The sequence below is a fragment of the Nocardia sp. KT25-26 genome, assembly GCF_056627695.1.
The window spans coordinates 4,047,704-4,074,296 of the sequence record NZ_CM152813.1 but is presented as its reverse complement, the minus strand read 5'-3'; the positions used below and the strand labels follow the sequence as shown (position 1 = coordinate 4,074,296).

Below are 26,593 nucleotides of genomic sequence, written 5' to 3'. Positions count from 1 at the left end.
CTTCGTAGTTCTCTACCTTGTGCTGCAGCTGTTCTGGCTGCTGTTGATGGCTCGGGTGATCGTCGAGATCATCCGGGGCTTCGCGCGTGACTGGCGTCCCAGTGGTGCCGTCGCCGTCGTACTCGAGATGATATTCACGGTGACCGATCCGCCGGTGAAGCTGCTGCGGCGGGTGATTCCCCCGCTCAACCTGGGCGGAGTCCGCCTGGATCTGTCGATCATGGTCCTGCTGATCATCGTGCTGGTGCTGACCTCGATCGTGGGTGGACTGGCTTCATCGTGACCAACGTGTGACATAATCGGTAGAGAAGACCACTGCTAGTTCTCCACCAGACGCGTGAAGGGACCCTTCGATGCCGCTGACCCCAGCCGATGTGCACAACGTCGCGTTCAGCAAACCGCCGATCGGGAAGCGCGGCTACAACGAGGACGAGGTAGACGCCTTCCTCGACCTGGTGGAGCAGGAGCTGTCGCGCCTGATCGAGGAGAACGCCGACCTGCGGCAGCGGGTCGCCGAGCTCGACACCGAGCTGGCCGATGCCAAGAACAACCGCGCCACCGGCCCGGCGCCGGCCCCGGCGGCCAAGGCCCCGGCCCCGGCGCCGCAGCCCGAACCGGCTCCGACGCCGGCTCCCGCACCGGTTCCGGCCGCGCCACCGGCCCCGATGCCCGCGGCCCCCACGGTCCCGGGCGCCGGTCCGGACGCGAATATGCAGGCCGCCAAGGTGCTCACGCTCGCGCAGGAGATGGCCGACCGGCTCACCAGCGATGCCAAGACCGAGGCGGAGAGCCTGCTGTCGAACGCCCGGGCAAACTCGGAGCGACTGGTCGGCGATGCTCGGACGCGCTCCGAGACGATGGTGGCCGAGGCCCGCGAGAAGTCCGACGCGATGCTCGAGGATGCGCAGAACCGCTCGGACACCCAGATCCGGCAGGCCAAGGACAAGGCCGATGCGCTCACCGCGGACGCCGAACGCAAGCACGCCGAGATCATGTCGACCATCACCCAGCAGCGCACGGTCCTGGAAAGCCGGATCGAGCAGCTCAAGACCTTCGAGCGGGAATACCGGGTCCGGCTGAAGTCCTACCTGGAGTCGCAGCTCGAGGAGCTGGAGAACCGTGGTTCGGCGGTGCCCGTCGACGGCGAGGCGTTCGCCGCGGAGAGCAACGGTTCCGCCGGAAACAACAATCTCGCCCCGGCCTCGTTCGCCAAGGGCGGTAAGTAGAGTCCGCTCACCCGGAGTCCTCCGGCCCGTACCGACGGGTCCGGCCCCGCCGGTCCGTCTCGGGGGTCCAGATGCTCGTTGCGACGTTAGTTCTCGCCGCGATCGGTTTCGCACTGCTCGTGGCGGCGGTGACCACCGGCTCGGTGATCTGGGCCTGGGGTTGTATCGTGGTGTGCCTGGTCGGTGCGGTGCTGTTGCTGATCAGTGCACTGTCGTTGCGCGGCACGGACGAGCCGGACGGACCGCCGTCGGGCCGGCACGCCCGGCGGGACTAGAATCGAGTTAATACGACAACGATCCGGCCATCACCGGGGAGTCTTCGGAAGAACGGTGCATCCCGGCCCGCGGGGTGGCGCTCAGTAGAACCGAACGGGTGAGCCCGTCACAGCTCGCACAACGAGAGGTCCGCCTCGTCGCACCGGCGCCGGGCGGGCAAACGGGGTGGTACCGCGGTATCGGCGCACCGGGCGCCGGAATCGTCCCCGTGCCCCAGGTATCGCGCCGAGGGCGCGGCGGCACGAGGAGCAATCCGCGATGGCGGACGAGACGTCCACTGAGGAAACGACCGGCGCGTACCCGCGTGCCGGTTTCGGCGAGACCGGCGGGGCCGGGTTCCCCGAACTGGAGCGCCGGGTGCTCGACTACTGGGCAGCCGACGACACCTTCCGGGCCAGTATCGAGAACCGGGCGACCGGTTCGTCGGCAGGCAGTGCGGAAGGCGAGTTCGTCTTCTACGACGGCCCGCCGTTCGCGAACGGGCTGCCGCACTACGGCCATCTGCTCACCGGGTACGTCAAGGACCTGATCCCGCGGTATCGGACGATGCGCGGGAACAAGGTGGATCGCCGGTTCGGCTGGGACTGCCACGGACTGCCGGCCGAGATCGAGGCGGAGAAGCAACTCGGCATCACCGACAAGTCGCAGATCGACGCGATGGGGCTGGCCGAATTCAATGCTGCCTGCAAGTCGTCGGTGCTGCGCTACACCGGCGAGTGGCGCGACTACGTCACCCGGCAGGCCCGCTGGGTCGATTTCGACAACGACTACAAGACCCTGGACATCGACTTCATGGAGTCGGTGATGTGGGCGTTCAAGTCGCTCTACGACAAGGGGCTGATCTACCAGGGTTTCCGGGTGCTGCCGTACAGCTGGTACGAGCAGACGCCGCTGTCGAACCAGGAGACCCGGCTCGACGACGCCTACAAGATGCGGCAGGATCCGGCGATCACCGTCGATATGCCGCTGCAGGTCCCGGCCTCGCATCCGCTGGCCGCGCTGGACGGTGCGAACGCGCTGATCTGGACCACCACGCCGTGGACGCTGCCGTCCAACCTGGCGATCGCCGTGCATCCGGACGTGCGGTACGTGCACCTGCGCGGTGCGGACGGTAAGCGCTACGTCCTGGCCGCGGAGCGAATGTCGCACTACGCCCGGGAGCTGGGCGAACAGCCCGAGGTGCTCGGCGAATACGACGGTGCGGCGCTGGCCGATCTGGCCTACACGCCGCCGTTCGACTTCTTCGCCGGACATCCGCATGCGCATCGGGTGCTCACCGCCGACTACGTCACCACCGATTCCGGCACCGGCATCGTGCACCAGGCACCCGCCTTCGGTGAAGAGGACATGGAAACCTGCGCCGAGCACGGCATCGAGCTGGTACAGCCCCTCGATCCGGCGGGCAAGTTCACCTCGATGGTTCCTCCGTACGAGGGGCTGATGGTCTTCGACGCCAATCCGGTGATCATCAAGGACCTGAAGGCGGCCGGAAAGCTGCTGCGGCACGAGACGATCGAACACTCGTATCCGCACAGCTGGCGGTCCGGTCAGCCGCTCATCTATATGGCGGTGCCGTCCTGGTTCGTCGCGGTCACCCAGGTGCGGGACCGGATGGTCGAGCTGAACAAGCAGATCACCTGGGTGCCCGAGCACATCCGGGACGGTCAGTTCGGCAAGTGGCTCGAGGGCGCCCGGGACTGGAACATCAGCCGGAACCGGTACTGGGGCAGCCCGATCCCGGTCTGGGTGTCCGACGACCCGGCCCATCCGCGGGTCGATGTCTACGGCTCGCTGGACGAACTGGAACGCGATTTCGGGGTGCGGCCCACCGATCTGCACCGCCCCTACATCGACGAGCTGACCCGGCCGAACCCCGACGATCCGACCGGGCAGTCGACGATGCGCCGGGTGCCGGAAGTGCTGGACTGCTGGTTCGAGTCCGGGTCGATGCCCTATGCCCAGGTGCACTACCCGTTCGAGAACAAGGAGTGGTTCGACGCCCACTTCCCGGGTGATTTCATCGTCGAGTACAACGGGCAGACCCGGGGCTGGTTCTATACGCTGCACGTGCTGGCCACCGCATTGTTCGACAGCCCGGCATTCGAGACGGTCGCCGCCCACGGCATCGTGCTGGGTGAGGACGGGCTCAAGATGAGCAAGTCCAAGGGCAACTACCCGGATGTGAACGAGGTGTTCGATCGGGACGGTTCCGATGCGATGCGCTGGTTCCTGATGAGCTCGCCGATTCTACGCGGCGGCAACCTGATCGTCACCGAGCGCGGCATCCGCGAAGGGGCGAGTCACGCACTGCGCCCGCTGTGGAACGCCTGGACCTTCCTGCAGCTGTATGCCGCGCAGCCGGGGCAGTGGCGGACCGATTCGCCGAACGTCCTGGATCGCTACATCCTGGCCAAGCTGGCGCAGACCCGGGATGTCATCACCGAGACCCTGGATGCCTACGACATCGCCGGTGCCTGCGAGGAGCTGCGCGGATTCGCCGACGCCCTGACCAACTGGTACGTGCGGCGGTCCCGGTCGCGGTTCTGGAGCGAGGACCGCGATGCGGTGGACACCCTGCACACCGTGCTGGAGGTGACCACCCGGCTGTCCGCGCCGCTGCTGCCGCTGATCAGCGAGGTGATCTGGCGCGGTCTGACCGGCGAGCGCTCGGTGCATCTGGCCGACTGGCCGGCCGCCGACGAGCTGCCGCACGATGCGGACCTGGTCACCGCGATGGACGAGGTCCGGATGGTCTGCTCGACGGCGCTGGGCCTGCGCAAGGCGAAGAACCTGCGGGTGCGGCTGCCGCTGTCCGAACTGACCGTCGCGGCGGGCGATGCCGACCGGCTGGCCCCGTTCACCGACCTGATCGCCGATGAGGTCAACGTCAAGAAGGTCGACCTGACCACCGACGTCGCCGTGCACGGCCGGTTCGAGCTGGCCGTGAACGCCCGGGCCGCCGGGCCGCGACTGGGCAAGGACGTCCAGACGGTGATCAAGGCGGTCAAATCGGGCGACTGGACCGAATCGCCCGACGGTGTGGTGAGTGCGGCCGGTATCACCCTGCTGCCCGAGGAATACACCCAGCGCCTGGTGGCCGCCGAGCCGGAATCCACCGCCGCGCTGCCCGGCAATGCCGGTCTCGTGGTGCTCGATTCCGAGGTCACCGCCGAACTCGAGGCCGAGGGCTGGGCCCGCGATCTGATCCGCGACCTGCAGGAGACCCGGAAAGCGCAGGGGCTGGACGTCTCGGACCGGATTTCGGTCGTGCTCGAGGTGCCTGCCGAACAGCTCGCCTGGGCGCAGACCCACCGTGATCTGATCGCCGGTGAAATCCTCGCGACGAGCCTGGAGTTCGGTGCCGCCGGGGCGGATGCCGCGGAGATCGCCGGCGGGGTCCGGGTGTCTTTGACGAAGGTGTAGCCGATGCGTGCAGTGGCTCGCGTGCGCGGGCCACTGCATCGACAAGCCGCACCTTCCCGAGCGATCGATAGGCACGCCGCCGTCGATCGACGCCGAGGCAGCGCCCACCCGTATCGTGCGGCAGACCGGTAGCGATACGGGTGGTGGCGATCTCAGTCCGCTGCGGGGCGGCTGCCGTCCAGTTCGGCGGCGAGATCACGCAGCAGCGGACCGTAGGTGGGATGGGCCAGGGCGGAGGCGAACTGGGCGACCAGGTAGTCGCCGGGGTTGCCGGTGTCGTACCAGCGGCCGTTGATCACCTGACCGAAGACCGGGTTCTCGGCGGCGTGCGCATTGATGGCATCGGTCAGGTACACCTCGCCGGTGCGATGCTCGTACCAGGCCTCGGTCTGCTTGCGCAGCTGGTCGATGATCCCCGGTGTCACGACGTAGCCGCCGATGGCGGCGTAACCGGACGGTGCGTCCTCGGGCTTCGGCTTCTCCTGCAGACCGGTGATGCGCAGCAGTCCGTCGCCGCGATCGTCGGTGACCACCGGCACGCCGTACCGCTGCGAATCGGCCGGGTCCATCGGCATCAGCGCCAGTACCGGCGCGCCGGTCGCCTCGTAGGCGTCGATGAGCTGCTGGGCGCGCGGGACGTCGGCGACGAAGACGTCGTCGGGCCACAGCACCAGCATCGGCTCGTCGCCCAGGTTCCGGGCGGCGTTGAGCACCGGGGTGCCGTTGCCGTACGGGCCGTGCTGATCCAGGTAGGTGATGTGCCCCAGCCGGGACAGCTCGCCCACCTCCTCGACGGCGTCCGCGAATGCGGTCTTGCCGTCGGCGCGCAGCTGGGCGACCAGTGCCGGATTGGGCCGGAAGTGATCCTGGATCAACGACTTCCCGCCACTGACGACGATCGTGATGTCGGTGATACCGGAGGCGACCAGTTCCCGGACGGTGTGCTCGATCACCGGCTTGTCGCCGACCGGCAGCATCTCCTTCGGAGTCGCCTTGGTCAGCGGAAGCAGCCGGGAGCCGATACCGGCTGCCGGAATGACGGCCTTGCGGATCTTCATCCTGTGATCATCACATACCGATCCGGCTGTGTCCGATGGCGCAGGCTCCGCCTACGCGTGTTCCGGCCCGGAACGTCGCTCATAAGACTCGCTCCCGACGGGGTTGCGTGTGCAACGAGCCGGCGTTTCGGGTTGCGCTGTGCCGGGTGCCGGTGGTCAGGCCCGGAATCGCTCAGTAGGACGTGATGATCGGCCCGGGGGTCCAGGTTCCCGGCCGGGTCACCGGCTCGATCGTGAGGTCCGCGGGAACGGCGTCCGGATCGCGCGGGAGGTACTGCTCGATCGAACCCCAGTCCTGGTCCCAGTCGTGGTTCAGGTAGGCGGGCAGGGTGCGGGTGGTGAACAGCAGCTGGGTCCAGCCGAGCGGGCCGCCCCCGTCGTGGCCCTGCCACAGATTCGTGATGGTGGCGCCGTTGCGGTCCGGCAGGATCCGGTATTCCGGGAGGCCGGCGACGCCGTACCGGGTGGGCAGGTGATTCTGGCAGGGGAAGTGCATCCCGACCGACCAGTCCAGCAGCACCGGTGTCTCGCTGCCGACCAGATCGTTCAGGGTGCTGGTCTGCGGCACCCGCGGCGGGGTGACGGCCAGCCACTGATCGGCGTTCAGATCCCGGTCCTCGGCGACCAGCCGTACCGCATCGGCCTCGGCGGGCAGCAGCTCCCGCGGCACCCGCAGATCCCGCCACATCGGCGCCGGGCCGATATCGATCGGCAGCACGGTGCCGAGCGGGTCGACGCCGCCGTCCGGGCGGGTGCGGCCGTACTCCAGTTCGAGGCGCTGCCCGTAGTGTTCGATGCCGTCCGCATCGACGGAGCGGATCCGGCCCGCCACAGCCACCGTGATCAGCGGGCCCTCCGTACCGGACAGCCCATACCATTCGCTGGTCAGGGTCGCGGGACGCTGATCGCCCTCCTGATAGCTGCCCAGCACCGGGGTGCCGGCCGGGTCGAGGCCGTACGGCAGAGCGACACTGCTGCCGTTGACGCCGACCTGGGCGGTGCGCCCGTCCGGGGTTCCGGAACCGGCCGAACTGGCCGCATCGCGCAGCTCGTCCGGATCGTCGGAGACCGAGTTGGCGCGGCCGGTGGTGGATTCCACCTCATCGGACACCAGGACCGGCGCCACTCCGTCCGGGCCGAAGCCGGCCGCCGCCGCGCCGCCGAGCCCGGTGGCCACCGGGCCGGACAGCGGGGTGAGCATCGAAGCGTTCGGATCGGTGTCCACCAGCACCTCGTCGGCCAGGCCGCAGCCACCGCCGACCGCGTCGATATTGCCCTTCAGCAGCGAATACGCCGGGTACTGGGCGACCGCGGCCTTGGCGAAGGTGGCCAGCAGGAACAGCACCATGGCGGCGGCCACCACGGCGAGGATCGGGGTCCGGGCGATCCGGTCGAGCGGCGACCCCGGCCGCGGTTGCCGGTCCGGCCGGAGATGACACCATGCGGCGAGTGCGCCGGTCGCGGCGACCAGCAGCACGGCGAAACTGGACCAGCCGAACCCGGCCAGGGTGGGCGGCTTGTCCCAGAACGGGATGCCCCAGGCCGAGACGTACCAGTACCCGTTGATGCCGACGAAGGTCAGGGCCAGCGCGAAGAACAATGCCGTGGCGAACAGCGCCCGATTCCGCAGTGGCCGCATCACCCGGGGGCTCACCGCGACCGCGGTCAGGGCGGCCACACAGGCGGCCAGGCCGGCGAACACGCCGAACTGGTGGGTCCACTTGGTGGGGGAGAACATCATCAGCAGCATCGCCCCGACCGTGATGCCGATCAGGCGCCGGGACGGCCCGACCGCAGTGCCCGGGATGTGCCCGCCGCGGCGCAGCATGGTCAGCGCGCATACCGCCAGGCCGAGCAGCATCACGAAGACCCCGAACCGGCGGGTCAGCCAGCCGTCGGCGTTGAGCTGCAGCAGGAACTGGTAGCGCAGGAACTCCAGGAACCACGATTCACCGGGGCCGATCTCGCTGTGCACCGCCTGCCATTCGAGCACTCCGCCCAGGGTGCGGTCGGCGAATACCACGGCCATGACCGCCGTCCCTGCGGCCAGCAGGGGCAGCAGCAGCGGCAGATAGCCGACGGTGCGAGCGCGGTCGCCGATGGTACGGAGCACCGCGCGGGCGCCTGCCAGCAGCACCGCGACGCAGATGATGCCGGAGGGTGCGGCGGTCAGCGTGAAGGCCGCGCACAGGATCGCCACCGCGGCCGGGACCAGCCGGCGGGTCGCCACGGCACGTTCGGTGGCGGCCCAGGTGAGCAGCACGCCCAGGGCGACGAACGGTTCCGCGCGCAGACCGTTGTTGTAGGGCAGCCAGAAGGCCAGGAAGACCAGTGCCCCGGTCCACCGGACCGTGCGGTCGTACCGCAGGGCGACGCCGAGCCGGGGCAGCAGTTCCCGGCTGATCACCCACCAGGCCAGCACCGCCGCCAGGGTGGTCGGGATCCGCACCCACGGGCCGGCGGCGGAGAACTGCGCCAGCCAGCCGATGACATCGGTGTAGGGGGTGTAGAACGGCCCCTCGTCGACGGAGAACCAGCGATAGTAGTTGGACATGTTCCCCGAGCTCTGCGCCCCGCGCGCCATGCCCAGGATGTAGCCGTCGTCGGAGGTGTTGGCGCCGAGGAAATGCCAGATCGTGAGCGTGCCGAACACCACCCAGTCGACCGGGGACAGCCGCCACCGGGAGGGGCGCAGCGCAGCAGCCCACCGGATCCGCCGGGTGCGGCGACCGTCCATCCGGTCGAGACGATGCAGGGCCAGCAGTGCGATCACCGTGCCCAGCAGGCAGCCGGCGACACCGGCCAGCTTCAGTGCGGTCGGGGAGGAGATGTAGCGCGAGTCGACGTCGGCGTCGACTCGCAGACCGGCCGGCGCCCGGCCGGACAGATCACTGAAGACGCCGACCAGTTGCGGACGGATATCCCGGTCGTGCACCTGCTCCGACAGGACCGTCCCATCGGGGCCGGTCAGGGTGAATGCGCTACGCCCCGGCGACATCTCGGCGGTCAGCAGACAATCGCCGCCGAGCACGTCGGCCAGCGGAGCCGACCACAACAGGGTATTCCGCGATACCGCATCGACCCGGCCCGGGCGCTCCGGAGTATCGGCCACCACCTTGAGCACGAACCCGTAGCGTTCGGCTTGGCCGGACTGCGGCGGGACGGTCGCGGCGACCACGCCGCCGGTGCCGGCCAGCGTGGTGAAGGCGGTGCACGGAACGGCCGCCGTCAACTCGGTCGGGGCATAGGCGATCAGCGGTGCTTCGATATCGGCGGCGGCCGGATCCTGCGGCCAGCTCAGGCTCGCATCGGCGTGCTGCACCGGCAGCAGCGGCAGCGCGACCGCGCACAGCACGGCGACCGCTGCGGCGACCACCGCCACGATCCGCACCCGCCGGGCAGGCGCCGCAGCAGCCCCGGATCGGGGTGCTTCGGACGCGGGCTCCTGACGAGGCGGCTGCACCAAGGTATCGACCACGACGGTCGATAGTAGCCACCGGAATGCGGCCGTGCCCGGCCCCGGGCGAACCGGGACCGGGCACGGGATGCCTAGACAGGATCAGGCGGTGTCCGATGCGCCTGACCCCCCGAGGGGGCCGGCAGGCCCTCCGCTACCGCCTGCGCCCCCGCCGGGGTCAGGCGGGGGCGCAGGCCACCGACTCTTCGCCGAGGTTGGTGAGCATGGTGCAGGCCCAGTCCTTCTGGACCTTCCACACCCCGTCCTCGGCGACGAAGGGGACGTCGACGACGTTGGTGGCCTGGCCGGGGATGGTGAAGTCGGCCTTGGCGCTGACGGCGTCACCGAATGCGGTGACGTCGGTGACCACGACCTGCACGCCGGCGTCCTGGGCGGCTACGGCGAGCCGGTTGGGCAGTTCCGGGTCGGCTTCGCCGCCCTGGACGAAGTTCAGCTTCTCCTCGTTGGGCACCGACGGATCCAGCGCCTGGGTCAGCTGCGCGTTCAGCTCCTCCACCGTCGGCACCGGCGGCAGCTCCGCGGCCGCCTCGGCCGTCGTCGTCGCCTCCGCGGCAGCACTGGTCGTGGTTGCGGGCTCCGAACCGCCCTTGTTGTCGTCACTGCATGCGCTCATGCCCAGGGCAGCCAACACGGCCAGGCCCGCCACCGCGACACGTCCGGTCCTCCGAAACTTCAACTGCTCGTCCTTTGCTTCGAGTGGGTTCAGGGTGGGCACGAGGCTACCGCTAATCGAGACTCGCCAGCGGATCCGCCCGGTCCAGCTGCTCGTCGTCGGCGGCGAAGGTGCGCGCGGGCCCCGGTCCGGTCGAACGGGTTTCGAAGCGGACCGTCACCACGCCGTATCCGGCGCCCTGCACCCAGCCGTGCCCGAACGCCGGGTGCGCCACGTCCAGCCCCGGGGACCACTGCGGCGCAACCGGGTCCGGGCGGTGCGGGGCGCGGCCCGGTTCGGCGGCCGGCGCCGGATCGTCCGGGAGCGCCTGATCCAGCTCCGGGAACAGCGACTCCTGCTGCACACTGGACAATCCGCCGTACCCGACCCCGACCAGCCGGATCGGGCCGAGGTCGGCCGGGTCGGTGGCGGCGCGCTGGGCAGCGGCCGTGAGCGTGGTGGCGTCGGTGGTGGCATAGGGCAGCGTCGTCGACCGGGTCACGATGCTCATATCCGCCCGTTTGAGCTTGAGTACCACGGTCCGGGCGGCGCGACCGTCCCGGGCGAGCCGGCGATGCGCCGCGGCCGCCATGGCCGCGATGGCGGGCCGTAATCCGGCGAGCGAGACGATATCGCGTTCATAGGTGGTCTCGGCACTGATCTGCTTGGCCTCGGCCCGTTCGGCGACCGGCCGGTCGTCGATCCCGCGGGCCAGCCGGTGCAGCGCCGTCCCGACGCTGCCGCCCAGCAGGGACGCGGCCTCCGCCTCGGGGAGCGCGGCGAAGGCGCCGACGGTTTCGATCCCCAGACCACGCAATCTGCCCTCGGCGACCGGGCCGATTCCCCACAAGGCCCGCACCGGCAGTCCGGCGAGCAGGTGCTGCTGTTCCGCGGGGCCGATGACCCGGATGCCGTTCGGCTTGGCCAGCCCGGAGCCGATCTTGGCCAGCTGTTTGCCGGTACCCGCACCGATCGAGGCGATCAGACCGGTCCGATCGGCCACCCGGGCGCGCAACTGCATGCAGAACCGCCGAACCTCCTCGACACCGGCCCCGGCGAGTTCGGGTGGTTCGGCGAACGCCTCGTCGAACGACAGTGTCTCCAGGATCGGCAGCTGTTCGCGCAGGGTGGCGAACACCCGCTCGCTGAGCGCGCTGTACACGACGCCGCGCGGTGGCACCACCACGGCGGTCCCGCCGACGAGGCGGCGTGCCTGATGCATCGGCATCGCCGAACGGGCCCCGAAGGCCCGCGCCTCGTAACTGGCGCCGGCGACCACCCCGCGCCCGCCGGTGCCGCCGACCAGGACCGGCCGGCCCCGCAGGGTGGGCCGGGTCAGCTGCTCGGCGGAGGCGAAGAAGGCATCGAGATCGATGTGCAGCACCCACCGGGCCGCCCGATCAGCGGCCGGATCCGCGAAGTCACCGGTCACAGCCGAGAAGGTACGCGCCGGTACCGACACCCGGCGTGCGCCGGGCCGGTACCTGCCGTCCCCGGTGGCGACGTGGGTGCCGCCGTCGGCAGGTCCACCTCCGTATCCGTATTGCGCAGGACGCTACGTTGCCGGTGGGTACGATTCGGGACCGTTCGGCCGCGGGTCCGACGCGCTGCTACCGGTTGTCACAGTTCCGTTGTCGGCGGTCACCGGATCGGCGGCCGAAGCCATCGCCGGGGCGGGCCGGGCGATCGGGGCGGTGTGCCGGACATCCTCGGTGCCGAACTCGCCCGACCCGCCCCGGGTGGTCAGCAGGTCCCGGATCGCGGAGCGCGAATGCGGCAGCCAGAGCGCCTGAATGGGGGCCAGCGGGGCATCGTCCAGGTCGATCACCTGCACCGCACCGCCCAGCGTAGGACCGGCGTGGCCGGTCACGAAGGCGACGGCTTCCGGGTAGTCCAGGACCGCGGTGACCGGTGTGGTGCCCTGGATCCGGTCCACCACAAGGGCCGGTTCGAAGCCGGCGCGGCGGCAGGCACCGAGCACGAAATCGGTGTAGAAGGACCAGCCCGGCGGGGCCCAGACCACAATGCGTTCCTCGCGCAGTTCGCGGATGTCGATCGAGGTGCGCTCGGCGAGGCGATGCCTGCGGCTCACCGCGATCCGCAACCGGTGGTATCCGATCACCGCGGTGGTGACCCTGGGCGAGGTGGCCACTCCGCGTCGCAACGCCAGATCGATCCGGCCGTCCAGCAGCGCGGGTTCCAGCTCGCCGGGAAACATCTGGATCACGGTCACGGAGACGTCGACGCGATCCGATCGGATCGGAGCCAGCAGTTCGTGGACTTCCTCGGCGGTCACCGCCGGGGTGTGCGCCACCACGAACGGCCGCTGCTGGGCCGTCGCGATATCACGCACCTGGCGGGTGAGTACCTGGCCGGCCGCGAGCAGCGCCGTCGCGCCGTCGCGCAGGGCCTCACCGGCCGGGGTCAGCCGGACCTGGCGGCTGGTGCGGTCGAACAGGCGCACGCCCAGTTGGGTCTCCAGCCGGGCGACCGAGCTGCTGAGTGCCTGCTGGCTCAGATGCAGGCGCTCGGCGGCCCGGCTGAAACCGGCCGCCTCCGCGACACAGAGGAACTGCTGCAGCCGCCGCAGGTCCAGGGGTTCGTCCGTGCGCGAGATCGCGGGATTGAGCACACCCGAATGCTAACCGCGGCGGGCCCCGTCGAGGACGGGAGCCGGATGTTCCTGCTGCCGGGCGGCAGCCGGCCCCGGCGAGGGCTACGGGGCGGCGGGCCCGGTGCGGCCGAAAGCAGCCGGTTCGGCCGCCTGTTCCGGCGGTGCTGCCGCCGCGGAATTGCGGGCCGAGCGGCCCCGGCGCAACGCGTCGGCGGTGAACACAGCCAGCGCCAGCCAGATGAGTGCGAAGCCGGCCCAGCGGGAGGCCGGCATCGGCTCGTGCAATACCGCGACTCCCCAAGCCATCTGCAGGGCCGGGGTGAGGTACTGCAGCAGCCCCATGGTGGACAGCGGCACCCGGCGGGCGGCGGTGGCGAACAGCAGCAGCGGCACCAGGGTGACCGGACCGGTGGCGATCAGCAACGCGGTGTGGCCGGGGCCGGAGCCGAACGAACTGTTTCCGGTGACCACCAGGCCCGCCAGCACGGCCAGTGCCACGGGTGCCGCCGTGATCCCCTCCGCCGCCACGCTGCGCAGCGGATCGAGGCCGATCACCTTCTTGGTCAACCCGTACAGGGCGAACGAACAGGCCAGCACCAGGGCGATCACCGGCGGGCGTCCGTAGTCGACGGTCAGCACCAGCACAGCGGCGGCGCCGAGACCCAGCGCCACCCATTGCGCCCGGGTCAGCCGCTCCCGGAACAGCACCACCCCGAACGCCACCGTCACCAGCGGATTGATGAAGTAGCCGAGCGCGCATTCGACGACCCGTCCCGACAACACTCCGTAGACGTATACACCCCAGTTCACCGAGATGGCCGCCGAGGCGGCCGCGGCCAGCCGCCAGGTCCGGCCGTCGATCTCCCGGAGCCCGCGCAGCAGCCCGATCGCCCACAGCACGGCGAGCGATCCGGCCAGGGTCCACAGAATGCGCTGTACCAGCACCTCGACCGGACTCGCGAACGCCAGCAGCCCGAAGAACGCCGGAAAGGCGCCCCAGATCCCGTAGGCCCCGGCCCCGAACACCGCCCCCGGAACACCACCAGCACGCCGCACCCGACCAGGCTACGGTCCGGCGCTGCCGCACCGCATTCGCCTCGGTGACCGGCGAGGAGTATCGGCCGAACGTCCGATCCGGGTCGACTACATCCTGCCTATCCGACATAGATCGGATCTAAGTTGGATTCGGTCATACTAAGACTCGATATCAGTCGAGCGGTGGGAAACCTGGCAGCCGGGGATGGGCTGCAACCGACTTCCTGCGGGCAGCCACCACGAACCCGTTGTCCCCGCTGCTGGTGGCGGGAGAGCTGTCGCTGCTCGGCGACTTTCCGGAGGCATCGCCGGACACGAAGAACAAGCGCTACCGCATCACCGATTACTGAGGCGGTCAGTGCGACCTGCGCGGTGCCACCTCGCAGTACGAGACATCGGCTCGCGATGCCGGAGTACCTCCGTGCACGAGGCGCGCAGCCCGGCAATCCGGGTCGGCTAAACTGTGCCCAGTTCGGCCCGGGGGCGGGCACAGTCGGGACACGAGGGGCGAAATCTTGGGTGCATACGACGACCAGGCACCAACGGTTCCTGAGCAGGCATTACCTGATCTGAACACGATGCTGTTGACGCCGGACCAGGCCAAGGACCCGACCGAAGCCGTCGAAGCGGCAGCTCACATCAAGGACCAGGTCCGCGAACATTCCCGGGAACTGATCGACGGCGGCGCCGGCACGGATCCAGACTACGTCCACACCGATGAACGTTTCGAAGGCTGGACCTGGCCCGACCTCTACAACGCGGTCCACGGCCCGGGCGGCATCGATACCTCCGGGCTGAACACAATGGCCAAGGCGTGGTTGGACGCCTCATCGCATCTGTCGCTCATCTCCACCTTCGGGATGATCGCAAGGATCAAGACGCTATTGGACGATGACGCCTTGGTCGGTGCAGCCGGAGACGCTGCCCGTGCTGCGTCGATGCGGTTGGGTCATGTAGCAAACGAAGTCTCGAGCGTCTTCTCGGACATGGCCAGCCGAACCGCGCAGCTTTACCACACCGGCGAAGCCACAAAAATCGCGGTGCAGCCGCCGACTATGCAGATGGCGCTCCGGCCGCGGGACCCCGATGACCCGCAGCAAGTTGTCATCCCCGGTATCCCGAATCCTGCCTTCGTCACGGACACGCGACAGGCCGAAGAACAAGCCAAACGGCAGGCCGTCGCCGCACTGAACTCGATCTACAAGCCCGGCTATCCTCCGGCCGGCTCCGGCGTCCCATCGTTTGTTTCCGTGCCCGAGGCACTAGAAGGCCCCGGCGACAGCCCGGCCGGCCCGGGCAGCGGTTCCCCGACCGGCGCTTCCCCTTCCAGCCCGCAGAATTCGCCGACCGGTCCGTCCGAGGAAAAGCCCGAGAACGCTGGCGAGCCGGAACCTGGCGACTCGCAGTCTGCCGGCAATCCCGAGAGTCCACAGAGCTCCACACCTGCGTCCGACCAATCGCCACCGCAGTCGACCAGCCCGACAGGGGCCAGCCCAGCAGCGACGACCCCGGCGGCCACCCTGCCTGCGGCCCCAGGCCCGAGCTCAGGAACTCCCGGGGCAGGTGTGCCCGGATCCCCCACCGGCGGCACCGGTAGCCCCGGTAGCCCATCGGCACCGGGCCCCGGCGGGTCTACTCCTGGCACTGGTAACACGGCGGCACCGGCGGCCACTGCCGGACCCGGCGGTGGCCGCCCTCGCAGCGGAATGCCCGCCGCAATGGGACCGATGGGTGCGGGAGCAGGCCAGCGCCGCGGTGAAGACGACCCTGATCAAAGCATTCCCGATTACCTCCGCCGTGTTCAACCGGATTGGCTCGAGGGAATCACAACAGCCGATGGGGTGATCGGCGCCGAGTCGGTGGCAGCGCAGGACGACAACCCCTACCGGCCCATGCCGCCGGCTGAACATGAGGCCGGCACGCCTGCCCGAATCCAAGCACCCAACCACGATGCTCCTGTCCCAACCACCGATACCTCGGAGGTGCCCCCGGAAGCTCGAACACCACAGCCTGCGGCAGAGCCACAGTCTCCGATGGAGCCCCAGTCCCCGACCCTGTCACCAGAAGTCGCCGCCCTGCTCGCACAGCACACCTGGGATCCGGACGAAACGGCACCCCAACGCCCAACCGGCCGGTCGGAGGGTGAAGTCCGGTGACTGCGTTCGACCACATCACGTTCACCCCCGACGAATTCGCATGGTTGTGGCGTCGCCTCACCGACCTCGACGATTTCGCCTGGCCGGACCCGCTCCGCATCCAGGAAACAGCAACTACCAGCGATGAATACGTACGCCAGGTACCCCAATTCCAGCAGCGCTTCACCCCAGAGCTCACCCAAACACTGACACCTGCGTTCACGACCCTGGCGAATCCCGACGTCCGGCTACGGTGCTACGGCACTCTGTCCGATGGCCGCGAGGTACGAACACATGCCGCGCTGGGGCCCACCACAGCAGTTGTTCTGACCCAGAAGCCCGGGCCGCCAGAAGATAGCGGCCCGATCCGGCTGATCCCCACCCCACCACACGCCGCCCCCTTGCACGTAGCGGCCACAATGCCACCCGCCGAGCCCGGCGGCGCCGGCCCGATGCTCGGCTACACACCCCGCGTTTTCGGCGAGGAACCACCGACCACCTGGCGACGATCGGAAGACGGCCGCCTCCCAGTCGACGAGAGAATCCGCAAACTCGCCCACCTACGCCGAAGTGCAGAGGGGCAGCTGATCATCGAACGCGGACTCACCGACAGGCCATACCCGATCCAGTACCTCTCCTGGATCGACATCCCACCGGGACAGTTCGCCTCAGGCCGTTACCTCGTAGAAGTGATCAACACTGAGACCATCGTCACCCCGGTTTCTGCGGACCACATCGCCGAGCAGCTTCGCAACCGAGCCGGGATCGGCTTGCACAGCCACATCAGTTGAAAGGTCCCACAATGACCGGAAATCCCCCTGCCCTGGACTATGGAAAAGCCGAAGTCAACGCCCTCCTCGAAGGTGCGCGAAGCGGCCACTTGAAACTGGATTCGGACAAGGTCGGCGAGATCGTGGAACACTATGAAACTGTCGTCGCCGAACTGCGGGAGGTCAAAAAGGACCTCAATGCCGCGAAGGAGGGGTGCGCATTCGGGGGATTCCAGTCAGCAGGCGAACTGAGGCGCGGATTCGTCAACAAAGCTGCAGAGGGACTCGACGTCTTGGACCAGTTGATCTACGGCGTCGCGCACTTGCAGGAAGCCTATTTGCGGTCCGCTGGCCGGATTCAAGATGCAGACGCGCTGAACCAGCAAAGACTCCGCATGCAGGAAGAGCGTTTGGATTCCAAGCGATGATTATGAGCAAGTGGGCCCAGAAAATGACGGCGCTGACGTCATTCATACTCGTCGCGGCCTCATCGGCATGCACGACAGAGACCGATTCGCAGCCCCCTGCCGAACTGCCAACCTCAATAAAGCCAGAACCTGTTGCGATCGCGGTGACAGTGGAAGCGGCACCGCACCAACCCGATAGGTCCCGACCTCCGGTGGAATGGGATCCATGCTTCACGATACCCGACTCGGTTGTAGCCGCCTCTGGGTTCGACCCGAAGACACGGGAGCGGATCGACTACGTTTCAGATGACTACGCACTCATCGGTTGCACTTTCGACAGGGTCCAGAAGGGACGGTTCACCGACAACCCAATCGGCGTAGGGTCGCTGCTTATACGATCATCGAATATCACCCTATCGGAGCTGAAAGACCAGGAGCTCCAGAACACCCGGGCGATCGACCTGAACGGAACCTCAGCTGTGTTCTCGACCGAGACGGCAGCACATGCCTGCAGTATCTCGTTCCCCGGCCCCGATGGATCGGTGACCGTGGGGGTATCCAGCGAACCAGTCTTGACCGACTGGGTCGCTTGCGACCATGTCACCGAAGCGGCCGAGTCTATTGAGGAATTAACACCGGATGGGTGACCAGAAGGCGGACGTGATCCCCTACCGCCGTGCGATCGTTTCCAGCTACACCGGTGGAGAGCCAAGCAGGCACGCATAACCAAACAGCCTGTGGGATGCGCCAGGAATTTAAAACATGCACTAGATGACATGAATTAAGGGACTAGAGTTACGTGGGAATGCTACAAGCAGATATCGACCAGCTGAACTCGCTGGCCACCGTGTTGGACGATGTGGCCGACAACATTGACGCAGCCGACGTACGAACCGCACTTTCCGATCTCGTGGCCGCATTACCCGAATGCGACCTGGTAGCCACCTGCGAACAGGCTGGGGAATTCATCGAAGTCGCTTTCCTGCACATCGCCGAACGGCAACGTGCCGTAGCCAAGAAAGTCAGAGGATGCGCTTCCGATTATAATATGACGGATGAAAAGTTCGGGCGAGAACTGGACAAGTTTGACGTTCATGCACTCGGGGGGAAATGATGCCGAACTCTCAAGGACTTCCAACACCACCCGAAGTTCGGAAGTGGAACTTTCACGCCCTGAAGGACTGGGCCACCGTTGTACGGTCTGCAAACGAACTTGTAAAGGAGCAGATCGATCGAACCCGTAAGCATTTCACCGACATCGGCACCGACTGGCAGGGACAAGCGTACAATGCCGCATACGACCGCGTCGATGAAGACTATTCGCAGGCTCGAAAGGTCTACTTCGAGACAGAAGACACTGATGATCTTCTGACGAAGGCCGGTGACAGCCTGGCCAGCTATCAACAAGTTGTGCTGGACAAGATCACCGAGGCCGAAGCCCTCGGACTGTGGGTCGATAACATTTGGCAGATACCTGACAGTGAGACCGTCGACCGCGAAACTTGCGACATACACCAGGAAGCCATTCGTTCCGCTTTCTATGCGTTGTTGGGTGAGCTCGACAATCAGAAACGGGCACTCACCGAGAACAGCCTGCTGATCCGCACAGCCGGTGACCTCCTCGAGTCGAGTATCGATGTCTCCGAAACAGCCGCTGCTGCTGAGCGGCTAGGAAAACAAGATGGTGAGGGACTGGCGAAGGCCCTGAGCGACGACGACGAAGCAGCCATCAGCGAGATCCTCGACAACATGCCCGACTATCCTCTCACTGTCGAGGAACAGCAGGCACTCGCGAATGGCGAAGAGGTAACGACCGTTCCAGCCGCCGTGCAGGAATACTACCGAGACCTCTACCAGGGCTTGGGCAAGGAAGGTCTTCTCGATCTGAATGACCATCTGTCGACTATCGAGAACGACTCGCACAATCGGAGCCCGGCAGAGCGTGAAGCTGCAGAACAACAGCGGGACAACCTGGCCAATGGCCTAATGATCGTGAGCAACGAAAATATCGTATCCCGCGACGCCGAAGGGAATATCATATCTCAGGGCGGATACCAAGACCTCCCCGAGGATATTCGAAAACTCGTTTCTGGCCGAGCGGAAGAATGTATCAGAGATTCCGGCTATCATAATCGTGAAGATTTCCTCGATCGCGCACGGTTCGCCGAATTGGTAGGCGAGGCAAACCCTGCTTTCGTGCCCGGGAAAGAATTCTGCATCGAAATGGCTCGTCAAGGTGAGTCTCTATCTCACTATCTAGACGAATATAAGGAGACCTGGGGGCGTGAACTTCCACCAACATTCAAGGCCGACGATGACAAGATGATCAACGGAGCGGCTCAGCAATTCCTGGATATAGGTAGTAGAAACCATGAGTCATCCCACGCATTGATAACCGGCGATGGTGTGCAGGCCGATATGTCCCATGGTGCGCTCGGCGAGGACTATCGACCGAAGAAGTACAACCCCGACGAGTTCGTTACAAATATCGTCCGGCACGAATGGCCAGATGACGGCAAAGCAGCTGCGGGCCTGTACGACTGGAGCGGCGAGTACAGTCATACCTCCGGCGAAACCGGCGACAGGGCACGCGAGGTGATCGCAACGTTGCCTGAGCAGCTCGCACCCACCGACCCCAATGGAACTCTCCTGATGGACGACGGGCGTCCGATCACCAAGGACGCCGGCGATGGTACAACGAGCTTCGAACTCAACTCCCAAGCCTTCGTGGAGAATCCCGAACTCGCCTCGGGGATGGCGCTTGCTCTCGCACCCAATGTGGACATTATGCATCTTCCCCCGGTAGAGCCGGACGGCCAGGGAGGAACCTACCCGGTGGTTACCAGCGCAGAGAACGGCGAGCTGCACCTGTCCCCGGACGATGGGCGCCGGATGGCCTTCCTTGCCAATCTTTCCGATGAGGGCGCGTTGACGATGGAAACCTCTCGGCAGTTGATGCATACCGAAGTAGTCGAGACCATGGTCAACGGTTCGGATCCAGCTCCTCTGACCACAACCCAGTATCTCGCCAACATTGATGCCCACATGAACGCGGCCGCTCAGAACGCGGCGCTCTACCGCGACTCCTTGGACGCCGAGAGCCATAACCAACATGTTCAAGACCAGTGGGAAACCAAGCAGAAGGGCGCCGAAATCGTTAAAGGTCTAATAGCCGACGGCACGGATGCAGGAATTTCACGCCTCCCTGGAGGCCCGATGGTTCACGGACTGGTCGGCAGCCTCCGAGACACTGGCATGGACAACGTGATCGAGACGTGGAACCCTGTACCCGACAAGCATGGGACTCAACTACCGGACGTCTACGGGGATAGCGCAACAGCGTCCCAGGATTTCCGAGAGCACATCAAATATTTGAATAGTAAGCAAGAATCCCCCCTATCACCTCAAGAACTGGAGGACTATCGAGACCGGTATGGAGCAGCATACGACTCGTCGTACTCTCTTACCGTTGCACGTAGTCAGGACGATCTTCGCCGATGGCTCACCGGAGGCGTAGAGGAACCTGGGGGCGGAAATTGACATACAAGTGGCCTTACATTGCTTCTGTTCCACTGGCATTAATGCTCTCCGGATGCGGTGCTCCCCCCAATAGCGACAATCAACCCAGTGAAAGTTCTACATCCGTCATTGAACCTTATGTGCGAGCGGAGATTGCAAACCCGTGCGACGATATACCTGCTTCTTTCTTCGCGAGAAGTAATCTAGCCATAAGAGAGACCTCCTGGTATCCGGATTCAGATCCACAACTACCAAATAGCTCGAGCAACGGATGCTCGGCCGACTTCCTTCCGAGCCGAACTGAAGGATTTATAATTGGTATAACAAATCGAAGTTACCCTTGGGTGAGAGACCGATTCAAATTCAACTCAGTAACGTTGTCGAACAACCCTGATGTAAAGATATCGGGACGAAAGGCGCTAGTGGGAGCTTGGGGCGGCGACCAGTGTACCGTCATTGTCGAAATCGATGACGGGACGCTAAAGTTGGAGGGATACTTCGGCACCGACCCGGACAAGGATGCGTGTGAACTCGGCAGCGAGGTAGCAGCAGCGATACTTCCTCACGTCAGGATCGACTAAGACCTGGATGCAAACTTCTTATCCAAATCGGAAGCCTATGTGGAGTGAACCACCTGGATCGACCAGGAGGTGGATTCTGTCAGCGTTGACAATACTCCTGGTCGGAGTTCTTCTCGAATCTTTCGCATTCGCGATGTGGTTCAGCGTCGACAACGCAGCTCATCGAGTTTCGAAGTACGTAGCACTTTTTGGCTCAACCTTGTTTTCGGCGGTCCTCTTCGGAGGTTTCCCCCGAGTTCGGATAGGGTACCGCAGTTCCGCACGACTCAGCCGTAAAGGAAACGGCTACGTCACAACAATACCCGGGTCGAGAACCTACTTCTGGCTATTCCAGGCGATCTGGATCTCGTTTTTGTTCCTTTTCGGCTTGGGTTCGATCGAGCTGTTCGTTACCGCATGGCCAGAAATATCGCCGCTCGCCATAGTATTCAGCTTTCTGGGACTACCCGTAGCATCGGTTCCCGTTTTGGCGCTAGTGGGGCGCCTGAGACCTGGGGCTATCCTGCTGAGCGCCGAGGAAATCAGGCTGTATGGTTGGAGCTCTGAAACGGTACTACCGTGGGCCGACGTTGCAAACGCGGGCACTTCCTTCGACCGTGTCCAATTGATTGATATTGCCGGAAATCACGGATCTCGCTGGCGCTCTATTATTAACGTCCCGATACTGAATATCGGCTCGACGCGTATGCGTATTTGGATGCTGGACCGCGAACACATACAAGGAACCATCCGTATCGAATGTCCACGGTTTAGCGTCGACCGAGCCACTCTCTATAGATTCTTGGCCTTCTATACGGAGAATCCCAGTGCTCGGGCCGAACTAGGAACAGAAGCCGCGCTGCAGCGCTGGAAAGACATGACAGGAGAAGGATACATCCCGGCGGGCCGAGTATATGCACCTCGCGGGGTATAGCAAAAGGGACACGGACTGATAGGCCCGTTGGGGCCGCCGGACAGTGAACTGTGCTCTGTAGTCGTCGAAGTTCCGGGCGGTACCTTGATCCTGGACGGCGACTTCGGCACTGACCCGGAAAAGACCTCCTGCACGCTCGGCAGCGAGCTGGCGGCAGAGCTGATCAACTATGTCAAGATCGACTGAGCAGACCAGGTGGGCACGATGAACGTAGACGTGGACGACACGACTCTCGCCGAGGCGATGCGACTGATGGGTACCAAGACCAAGAAGGACACCATCAACGGTGCCCTGCGTGACTACGTCTACCGCTTCAAGCGGTTGGAGGCGCTCGACAAACTGGTGAAACGTGCGGAACGGGGCGGCCTGGATGGGGCGATCACGGCATACGAAGCGCGTAAGCGCACCACCCGGGGACCGGTGTGACGACTACCAGCTACCTGGTGGACACCTCCGCTGTATGGCGGATCCTGCGATCGGAGACGATCGGGATGCGATGGCTCGGAACCATCGAGTCCGGGCTGATCGGCCTGTGCATTCCTCCCCGGCTCGAACTGCTGGTGTCGGCCACCGGCCCAGCCGATAGAGTCGAGTTCGAGGACGAGCTTTCGGCATTCGCCGACGTTGCAGTGCCCAAGACAGCCTGGCGATGGGCCGAGATGGTGACCAGGAGAGGTCAGCGCCGCGGACCCGGACCGGTGGATCTGGTGATCTGCGCAACGGCCGTCCACCATGGCCTCACGGTGCTACACGCCGATCAGGATTTCGCCACCGTGGCGAAGGTGCTCCCGGAACTGTCGGAGCGCAACATCGAGGCCTGAGCGTCGCACGCTCACCACCGCAGATCGTCCGTTGTGTGCGCCAAGGTGTTCCGCAGCTCTGCACGCAGTCTCGTGGGGTCGGGGCCGAGGCGCACGAGTTCATCGACGATCTCCTGGGCAGGGATCCACTGCCGGCGCCGGGGCGCGGCGATGGTCGTTTCGCCCTGGCGATCGTCGTCGAGCATATCGATCCCTTCGCCGAATTCGACCCGCTCAGCGACGTCAGCGGTCTGGTTCCGCAGCTCGCGGGCCGACGGTGCGGTCAGTCGACAAGCAAGTCTAGTCCATCGGAGACGCGGAACCTGGGATTCGGCCGGCGACCGCTTAGGCTGGCAGGCATGTCGATCACCGTGCAGGATCCGGCCACCGGGCTCACCGCGGCGCAGGTGGCGCAGCGGCAGCGCGACGGGCTGTCCAACGATGTGCCGGACCGTGCCACCCGGTCGGTGCGCGATATCGTCCGCGCGAACGTGTTCACCCGGATCAATGCGATCCTCGGTGTGCTGTTCGTCCTGGTGATGGCGACCGGGTCGATCATCGACGGGATGTTCGGACTGCTGATCATCGCGAACAGCGCGGTCGGCATCATCCAGGAGGTGCGGGCCAAACGCACCCTCGATCAGCTGGCGATCGTCAGCCAGGCCAAGCCGGTGGTGCGCCGGGACGGGGCGGCACAGGAGGTCGCGCCCCGGGAGGTGGTGCTCGACGATCTGATCGAGCTCGGTCCCGGCGACCAGATCGTGGTCGACGGCGAGGTCGAGGAGTCGGCGCTGCTGGAGGTGGACGAATCGTTGCTGACCGGCGAGGCCGATCCGGTGGACAAACCGGTCGGCACGCAGGTGATGTCGGGCAGCTACGTGGTCTCCGGCAGCGGCGCCTACCGCGCCACCAAGGTCGGCCGCGACGCCTATGCCGCCAAACTGGCCGAAGAGGCCAGCAAATTCACCCTGGTGAATTCGGAACTGCGCAACGGCATCAACAAGATCCTCACCCTGATCACCTATCTGCTGATCCCGGCCGGGCTGCTGATCATCTACAACCAGCTGTTCTCCAGCGGCGAATCGTGGCGGCCGGCGGTGGCCGGGATGGTCGCCGCGCTGGTGCCGATGGTTCCCGAAGGTCTGGTGCTGATGACCTCGATCGCCTTCGCCGTCGGCGTGGTGCGGCTGGGGCAACGGAAATGCCTGGTCCAGGAGCTACCGGCGATCGAGGGGCTGGCCCGCGTCGACGTCGTGTGTGCGGACAAGACCGGCACGCTGACCGAGAACGGCATGCGGCTGTCCGAAATCGAGACACTCGACGCCGCGGACGAGTCCGAGGTCCGGACCGCCCTCGCGGCGCTGGCGAGCGACGATCCGCGGCCGAATGCGAGCGTGCAGGCGATCGCCGAAGCCCTGCCGGACGGCCCCGGCTGGGTGCAGACGGCGGTCGCGCCGTTCTCCTCGGCGAAGAAGTGGAGCGGTATCTCCTACGGCGCGCACGGCAACTGGCTGCTCGGCGCCCCCGATGTGCTGCTCGACCCGGATTCGGCGGCGGCCGCCCGCGCCGAGGAACTCGGTTCGGCGGGCCTGCGGGTGCTGCTGCTGGCCCGCAGTGACGGTGCGGTGGACGCCGCGGACGCGCCGGGCCGGGTGACGCCCGCCGCCCTGGTGGTGCTGGAACAGAAGGTGCGCCCGGACGCCGCGCCCACGCTGCGCTACTTCGAGAGCCAGCAGGTCGATATCAAGGTGATCTCCGGCGACAACGCGGTATCGGTCGGTGCGGTCGCCTCCTCCCTGGATCTGCCCGGCGGTGACCACCCGGTGGACGCCCGGGAACTGCCCGACGACGCCGCCGAACTCGCCGGCGTGCTGGACCGTGAGAGCACCTTCGGCCGGGTCCGGCCGGACCAGAAACGGGCCATGGTCGGCGCCCTGCAATCGCGTGGCCACACCGTCGCGATGACCGGTGACGGGGTGAACGACGTGCTCGCGCTCAAGGACGCCGATATCGGTGTGGCGATGGGTTCGGGCAGTCCGGCCACGCGTGCGGTGGCCCAGATCGTGCTGCTGGACAACAAGTTCGCCACGCTGCCCTATGTGGTCGGCGAGGGACGCCGGGTGATCGGCAACATCGAGCGGGTCTCGAATCTGTTCCTCACCAAGACGGTGTACTCGGTGCTGCTCGCCTTCCTGGTCGGCCTGGCCGGCGTCGGATCGCAGCTGTTCGACTACGAACCGATCGGTTATCCGTTCCTGCCGCGGCACGTCACCATCGCCGCCTGGTTCACCATCGGCATCCCCGCCTTCATCCTCTCCCTGGCGCCGAACAACGAACGCGCCCGCACCGGGTTCGTCGGCCGGGTGATGCGATTGGCGATCCCGTCGGGAGTGGTGATCGGTGTCGCGACCTTCGTCGCCTACCTGATCGCCTACGAAGGCCCGGACGCCACCGAGACCCAGAAGGTGCAGGCGGGCACCACCGCCCTGATCACCCTGATCATGATCGCGGTGTGGGTGCTCGCCCTGGTGGCGCGGCCGTACGTCTGGTGGAAGATCGTGCTGATCGTCGGCTCGGTGCTGGCCTACGTGCTGTTGTTCACGATCCCGTTCACCCAGGAGTTCTTCAAACTGGATCCCTCGAATCCGAGCCTGACCACGGCCGCGGTCGTCTGCGGGCTGGTGGGCATCGTCCTGGTAGAGGCCGCGTGGTGGCTCACCGCGGCGGCGACCGGGCATCACGGCAAACTGCTGCCGGATGTGGCCACCGACGACTGACCCGGCCCGGTCGCTGCCCCGGTACTGCCTCGAGAACCCTTGCACCGCGCAAGATTTCACCGATGGAGTACCTTTGCGGGTCATGGAGGTTCTGCTGCACCAGATCGACGCGTTCGCCGACGCACCGTTCTCGGGCAACCCGGCCGCGGTGATGCCGCTGCCGGCCTGGCTGCCGGATACGCTGCTGCAACACCTGGCCGAGGAGAACAACCTGGCCGAGACCGCGTTCTACACCTGGGAATTACCTCCGGAAGCCGGCGGACCGCCCGGCGACTGGCCCGCCGTGCACCTGCGCTGGTTCACCCCCGAAGCCGAGGTGGATCTGTGCGGGCACGCCACCCTGGCCACCGCCGCACAACTGCTCGAGGACATCCGGCCCGGAGCGGACCGGGTGAGCTGCTACACCCGCTCCGGGTGGCTGCACGTCGACCGCACCGACGACGACGAATACGTGCTGGACCTGCCCGCCGGCCCCGCACAGCCGACCGAACCCGATCCGGAGCTGGTCGCTGCGCTCGGAGTGGTGCCGCTGCGCGCGTGGACCGGGCGCGACGAGGTGATCGTCGTCGCCGACGAGGAGCAGGTACGCGCTGCTCGCCCGGACTTCGGTGCGTTTCCACAGGTTCCGCGCGGCGTGATCCTCACCGCGGCCGGCACGTCCGCCGATTTCGTCTCCCGGTTCTTCGCACCGGGGATCGGAGTGCCCGAGGACCCGGTCACCGGGTCGGCCCACGCCCAGCTGGTGCCACTGTGGAGCGCCGAACTCGGCCGGACCTCGCTGACCGCCCGCCAGCTCTCCCGGCGTGGCGGTGCCCTGCGCGCCGAACTGGACGGAGACCGGGTCCGCCTGTTCGGCCGCTGCCGGCGTTATCTCGACGGTGTCGTGGTGCTCGACGAGCGCTGACGGCACCGCCCGGGTGGTCCGGGCC

At 66.3% G+C, this 26,593-nt stretch carries 22 protein-coding genes and 1 pseudogene; 16 read left to right on the top strand and 7 right to left on the bottom strand.

Features of this window, described 5'->3' with window-relative positions; translation table 11 throughout:
- Positions 1-46 precede the first annotated feature (46 nt).
- The 4 genes from AC1HFH_RS18585 to ileS all read left to right on the top strand — a co-directional run bounded on the left by AC1HFH_RS18585 (position 47) and on the right by ileS (position 4,925).
- Positions 47-283 (top strand): YggT family protein, encoded by a 237-nt coding sequence (locus tag AC1HFH_RS18585; RefSeq protein WP_480247892.1) that lies wholly within the window; start codon positions 47-49, stop codon positions 281-283.
- A gap of 70 nt (positions 284-353) precedes the next feature.
- Positions 354-1,226, top strand: a complete 873-nt coding sequence (gene wag31 / locus AC1HFH_RS18580; protein WP_480244060.1) for a DivIVA-like cell division protein Wag31 — start codon at positions 354-356, stop codon at positions 1,224-1,226.
- 71 nt (positions 1,227-1,297) lie between these two features.
- Positions 1,298-1,501 (top strand): hypothetical protein, encoded by a 204-nt coding sequence (locus AC1HFH_RS18575; RefSeq protein WP_480244059.1) that lies wholly within the window; start codon positions 1,298-1,300, stop codon positions 1,499-1,501.
- A gap of 259 nt (positions 1,502-1,760) precedes the next feature.
- The gene (gene ileS, locus AC1HFH_RS18570; RefSeq protein ID WP_480244058.1) at positions 1,761-4,925 is read left to right on the top strand and encodes an isoleucine--tRNA ligase; all 3,165 of its coding nucleotides are present in this window, start codon (positions 1,761-1,763) and stop codon (positions 4,923-4,925) included.
- Positions 4,926-5,077: 152 nt separating this feature from the next.
- On the opposite strand, the gene AC1HFH_RS18565 is transcribed toward ileS, so the two are convergent.
- The 6 genes and pseudogenes from AC1HFH_RS18565 to rarD all read right to left on the bottom strand — a co-directional run bounded on the left by AC1HFH_RS18565 (position 5,078) and on the right by rarD (position 13,783).
- The gene (locus AC1HFH_RS18565) at positions 5,078-5,983 is read right to left on the bottom strand and encodes a UTP--glucose-1-phosphate uridylyltransferase (protein WP_480244057.1); all 906 of its coding nucleotides are present in this window, start codon (positions 5,981-5,983) and stop codon (positions 5,078-5,080) included.
- 172 nt (positions 5,984-6,155) lie between these two features.
- On the bottom strand, positions 6,156-9,461 hold the full coding sequence (locus tag AC1HFH_RS18560) for an arabinosyltransferase domain-containing protein (protein WP_480244056.1): 3,306 nt from the start codon (positions 9,459-9,461) through the stop codon (positions 6,156-6,158).
- 157 nt (positions 9,462-9,618) lie between these two features.
- Positions 9,619-10,137: a WKL family lipoprotein gene (locus AC1HFH_RS18555; protein ID WP_480244055.1), complete on the bottom strand. Its 519-nt coding sequence runs from the start codon at positions 10,135-10,137 to the stop codon at positions 9,619-9,621.
- Between the two features lie 49 nt (positions 10,138-10,186).
- Complete coding sequence (locus tag AC1HFH_RS18550) at positions 10,187-11,497, bottom strand: DNA polymerase IV (RefSeq protein ID WP_480247891.1); 1,311 nt, start codon at positions 11,495-11,497, stop codon at positions 10,187-10,189.
- Positions 11,498-11,851: 354 nt separating this feature from the next.
- Positions 11,852-12,745, bottom strand: a pseudogene (locus tag AC1HFH_RS18545) (LysR family transcriptional regulator); the annotation flags it as partial.
- Between the two features lie 84 nt (positions 12,746-12,829).
- Positions 12,830-13,783, bottom strand: coding sequence for an EamA family transporter RarD (gene rarD / locus AC1HFH_RS18540; protein WP_480244054.1), 954 nt, complete (start codon positions 13,781-13,783; stop codon positions 12,830-12,832).
- A gap of 494 nt (positions 13,784-14,277) precedes the next feature.
- Here rarD and AC1HFH_RS18535 point away from each other — a divergent pair, with 494 nt between their 5' ends.
- From AC1HFH_RS18535 to AC1HFH_RS18490, 10 genes are all read left to right on the top strand, one after another.
- The gene (locus AC1HFH_RS18535) at positions 14,278-15,918 is read left to right on the top strand and encodes a hypothetical protein (protein ID WP_480244053.1); all 1,641 of its coding nucleotides are present in this window, start codon (positions 14,278-14,280) and stop codon (positions 15,916-15,918) included.
- Entirely contained in the window at positions 15,915-16,688 is a 774-nt protein-coding gene (locus tag AC1HFH_RS18530; protein ID WP_480244052.1) for an ESX secretion-associated protein EspG, read from the top strand. Before AC1HFH_RS18535 ends, AC1HFH_RS18530 begins: the two co-directional genes overlap by 4 nt.
- An 11-nt stretch (positions 16,689-16,699) precedes the next feature.
- On the top strand, positions 16,700-17,095 hold the full coding sequence (locus tag AC1HFH_RS18525; protein WP_480244051.1) for a hypothetical protein: 396 nt from the start codon (positions 16,700-16,702) through the stop codon (positions 17,093-17,095).
- Positions 17,092-17,721, top strand: a complete 630-nt coding sequence (locus AC1HFH_RS18520; protein WP_480244050.1) for a DUF3558 family protein — start codon at positions 17,092-17,094, stop codon at positions 17,719-17,721. The genes AC1HFH_RS18525 and AC1HFH_RS18520 overlap by 4 nt, the downstream gene beginning before the upstream one ends.
- Positions 17,722-17,879: 158 nt before the next feature.
- Positions 17,880-18,188: a hypothetical protein gene (locus AC1HFH_RS18515; protein WP_480244049.1), complete on the top strand. Its 309-nt coding sequence runs from the start codon at positions 17,880-17,882 to the stop codon at positions 18,186-18,188.
- Positions 18,188-20,614, top strand: coding sequence for a TPR repeat domain-containing protein (locus tag AC1HFH_RS18510; protein ID WP_480244048.1), 2,427 nt, complete (start codon positions 18,188-18,190; stop codon positions 20,612-20,614). The genes AC1HFH_RS18515 and AC1HFH_RS18510 overlap by 1 nt, the downstream gene beginning before the upstream one ends.
- Positions 20,572-21,174, top strand: coding sequence for a DUF3558 family protein (locus AC1HFH_RS18505; protein WP_480244047.1), 603 nt, complete (start codon positions 20,572-20,574; stop codon positions 21,172-21,174). The genes AC1HFH_RS18510 and AC1HFH_RS18505 overlap by 43 nt, the downstream gene beginning before the upstream one ends.
- A gap of 940 nt (positions 21,175-22,114) precedes the next feature.
- Positions 22,115-22,273 carry a hypothetical protein gene (locus tag AC1HFH_RS18500; RefSeq protein WP_480244046.1) on the top strand — a complete coding sequence of 53 codons (159 nt, stop codon included), beginning with the start codon at positions 22,115-22,117 and terminating at the stop codon, positions 22,271-22,273.
- 18 nt (positions 22,274-22,291) lie between these two features.
- Entirely contained in the window at positions 22,292-22,513 is a 222-nt protein-coding gene (locus AC1HFH_RS18495; RefSeq protein WP_480244045.1) for a type II toxin-antitoxin system VapB family antitoxin, read from the top strand.
- Entirely contained in the window at positions 22,510-22,908 is a 399-nt protein-coding gene (locus tag AC1HFH_RS18490; protein ID WP_480244044.1) for a PIN domain-containing protein, read from the top strand. Before AC1HFH_RS18495 ends, AC1HFH_RS18490 begins: the two co-directional genes overlap by 4 nt.
- Positions 22,909-22,919: 11 nt before the next feature.
- Here AC1HFH_RS18490 and AC1HFH_RS18485 read toward each other — a convergent pair whose 3' ends face one another.
- On the bottom strand, positions 22,920-23,093 hold the full coding sequence (locus tag AC1HFH_RS18485; RefSeq protein WP_480244043.1) for a type II toxin-antitoxin system Phd/YefM family antitoxin: 174 nt from the start codon (positions 23,091-23,093) through the stop codon (positions 22,920-22,922).
- A 153-nt stretch (positions 23,094-23,246) separates the two neighbouring features.
- On the opposite strand from AC1HFH_RS18485, the gene AC1HFH_RS18480 reads away from it, so the two are divergent.
- Both AC1HFH_RS18480 and AC1HFH_RS18475 read left to right on the top strand, forming a co-directional pair.
- Positions 23,247-25,664: a cation-translocating P-type ATPase gene (locus tag AC1HFH_RS18480; RefSeq protein WP_480244042.1), complete on the top strand. Its 2,418-nt coding sequence runs from the start codon at positions 23,247-23,249 to the stop codon at positions 25,662-25,664.
- Positions 25,665-25,746: 82 nt separating this feature from the next.
- The gene (locus tag AC1HFH_RS18475) at positions 25,747-26,568 is read left to right on the top strand and encodes a PhzF family phenazine biosynthesis protein (protein ID WP_480244041.1); all 822 of its coding nucleotides are present in this window, start codon (positions 25,747-25,749) and stop codon (positions 26,566-26,568) included.
- Positions 26,569-26,593 lie beyond the last annotated feature (25 nt).

Coding starts and splice junctions, on each gene's coding strand:
- AC1HFH_RS18585 (WP_480247892.1), top strand. CDS start 47: ATGGCTCGGGTGATCGTCGAGATCATCCGGGGCTTCGCGCGTGACTGG.
- wag31 (WP_480244060.1), top strand. CDS start 354: ATGCCGCTGACCCCAGCCGATGTGCACAACGTCGCGTTCAGCAAACCG.
- AC1HFH_RS18575 (WP_480244059.1), top strand. CDS start 1,298: ATGCTCGTTGCGACGTTAGTTCTCGCCGCGATCGGTTTCGCACTGCTC.
- ileS (WP_480244058.1), top strand. CDS start 1,761: ATGGCGGACGAGACGTCCACTGAGGAAACGACCGGCGCGTACCCGCGT.
- AC1HFH_RS18565 (WP_480244057.1), bottom strand. CDS start 5,983: ATGAAGATCCGCAAGGCCGTCATTCCGGCAGCCGGTATCGGCTCCCGG.
- AC1HFH_RS18525 (WP_480244051.1), top strand. CDS start 16,700: ATGACCGGAAATCCCCCTGCCCTGGACTATGGAAAAGCCGAAGTCAAC.
- AC1HFH_RS18520 (WP_480244050.1), top strand. CDS start 17,092: ATGATTATGAGCAAGTGGGCCCAGAAAATGACGGCGCTGACGTCATTC.
- AC1HFH_RS18515 (WP_480244049.1), top strand. CDS start 17,880: ATGCTACAAGCAGATATCGACCAGCTGAACTCGCTGGCCACCGTGTTG.
- AC1HFH_RS18510 (WP_480244048.1), top strand. CDS start 18,188: ATGCCGAACTCTCAAGGACTTCCAACACCACCCGAAGTTCGGAAGTGG.
- AC1HFH_RS18505 (WP_480244047.1), top strand. CDS start 20,572: ATGGCTCACCGGAGGCGTAGAGGAACCTGGGGGCGGAAATTGACATAC.
- AC1HFH_RS18495 (WP_480244045.1), top strand. CDS start 22,292: ATGAACGTAGACGTGGACGACACGACTCTCGCCGAGGCGATGCGACTG.
- AC1HFH_RS18485 (WP_480244043.1), bottom strand. CDS start 23,093: ATGCTCGACGACGATCGCCAGGGCGAAACGACCATCGCCGCGCCCCGG.
- AC1HFH_RS18480 (WP_480244042.1), top strand. CDS start 23,247: ATGTCGATCACCGTGCAGGATCCGGCCACCGGGCTCACCGCGGCGCAG.
- AC1HFH_RS18475 (WP_480244041.1), top strand. CDS start 25,747: ATGGAGGTTCTGCTGCACCAGATCGACGCGTTCGCCGACGCACCGTTC.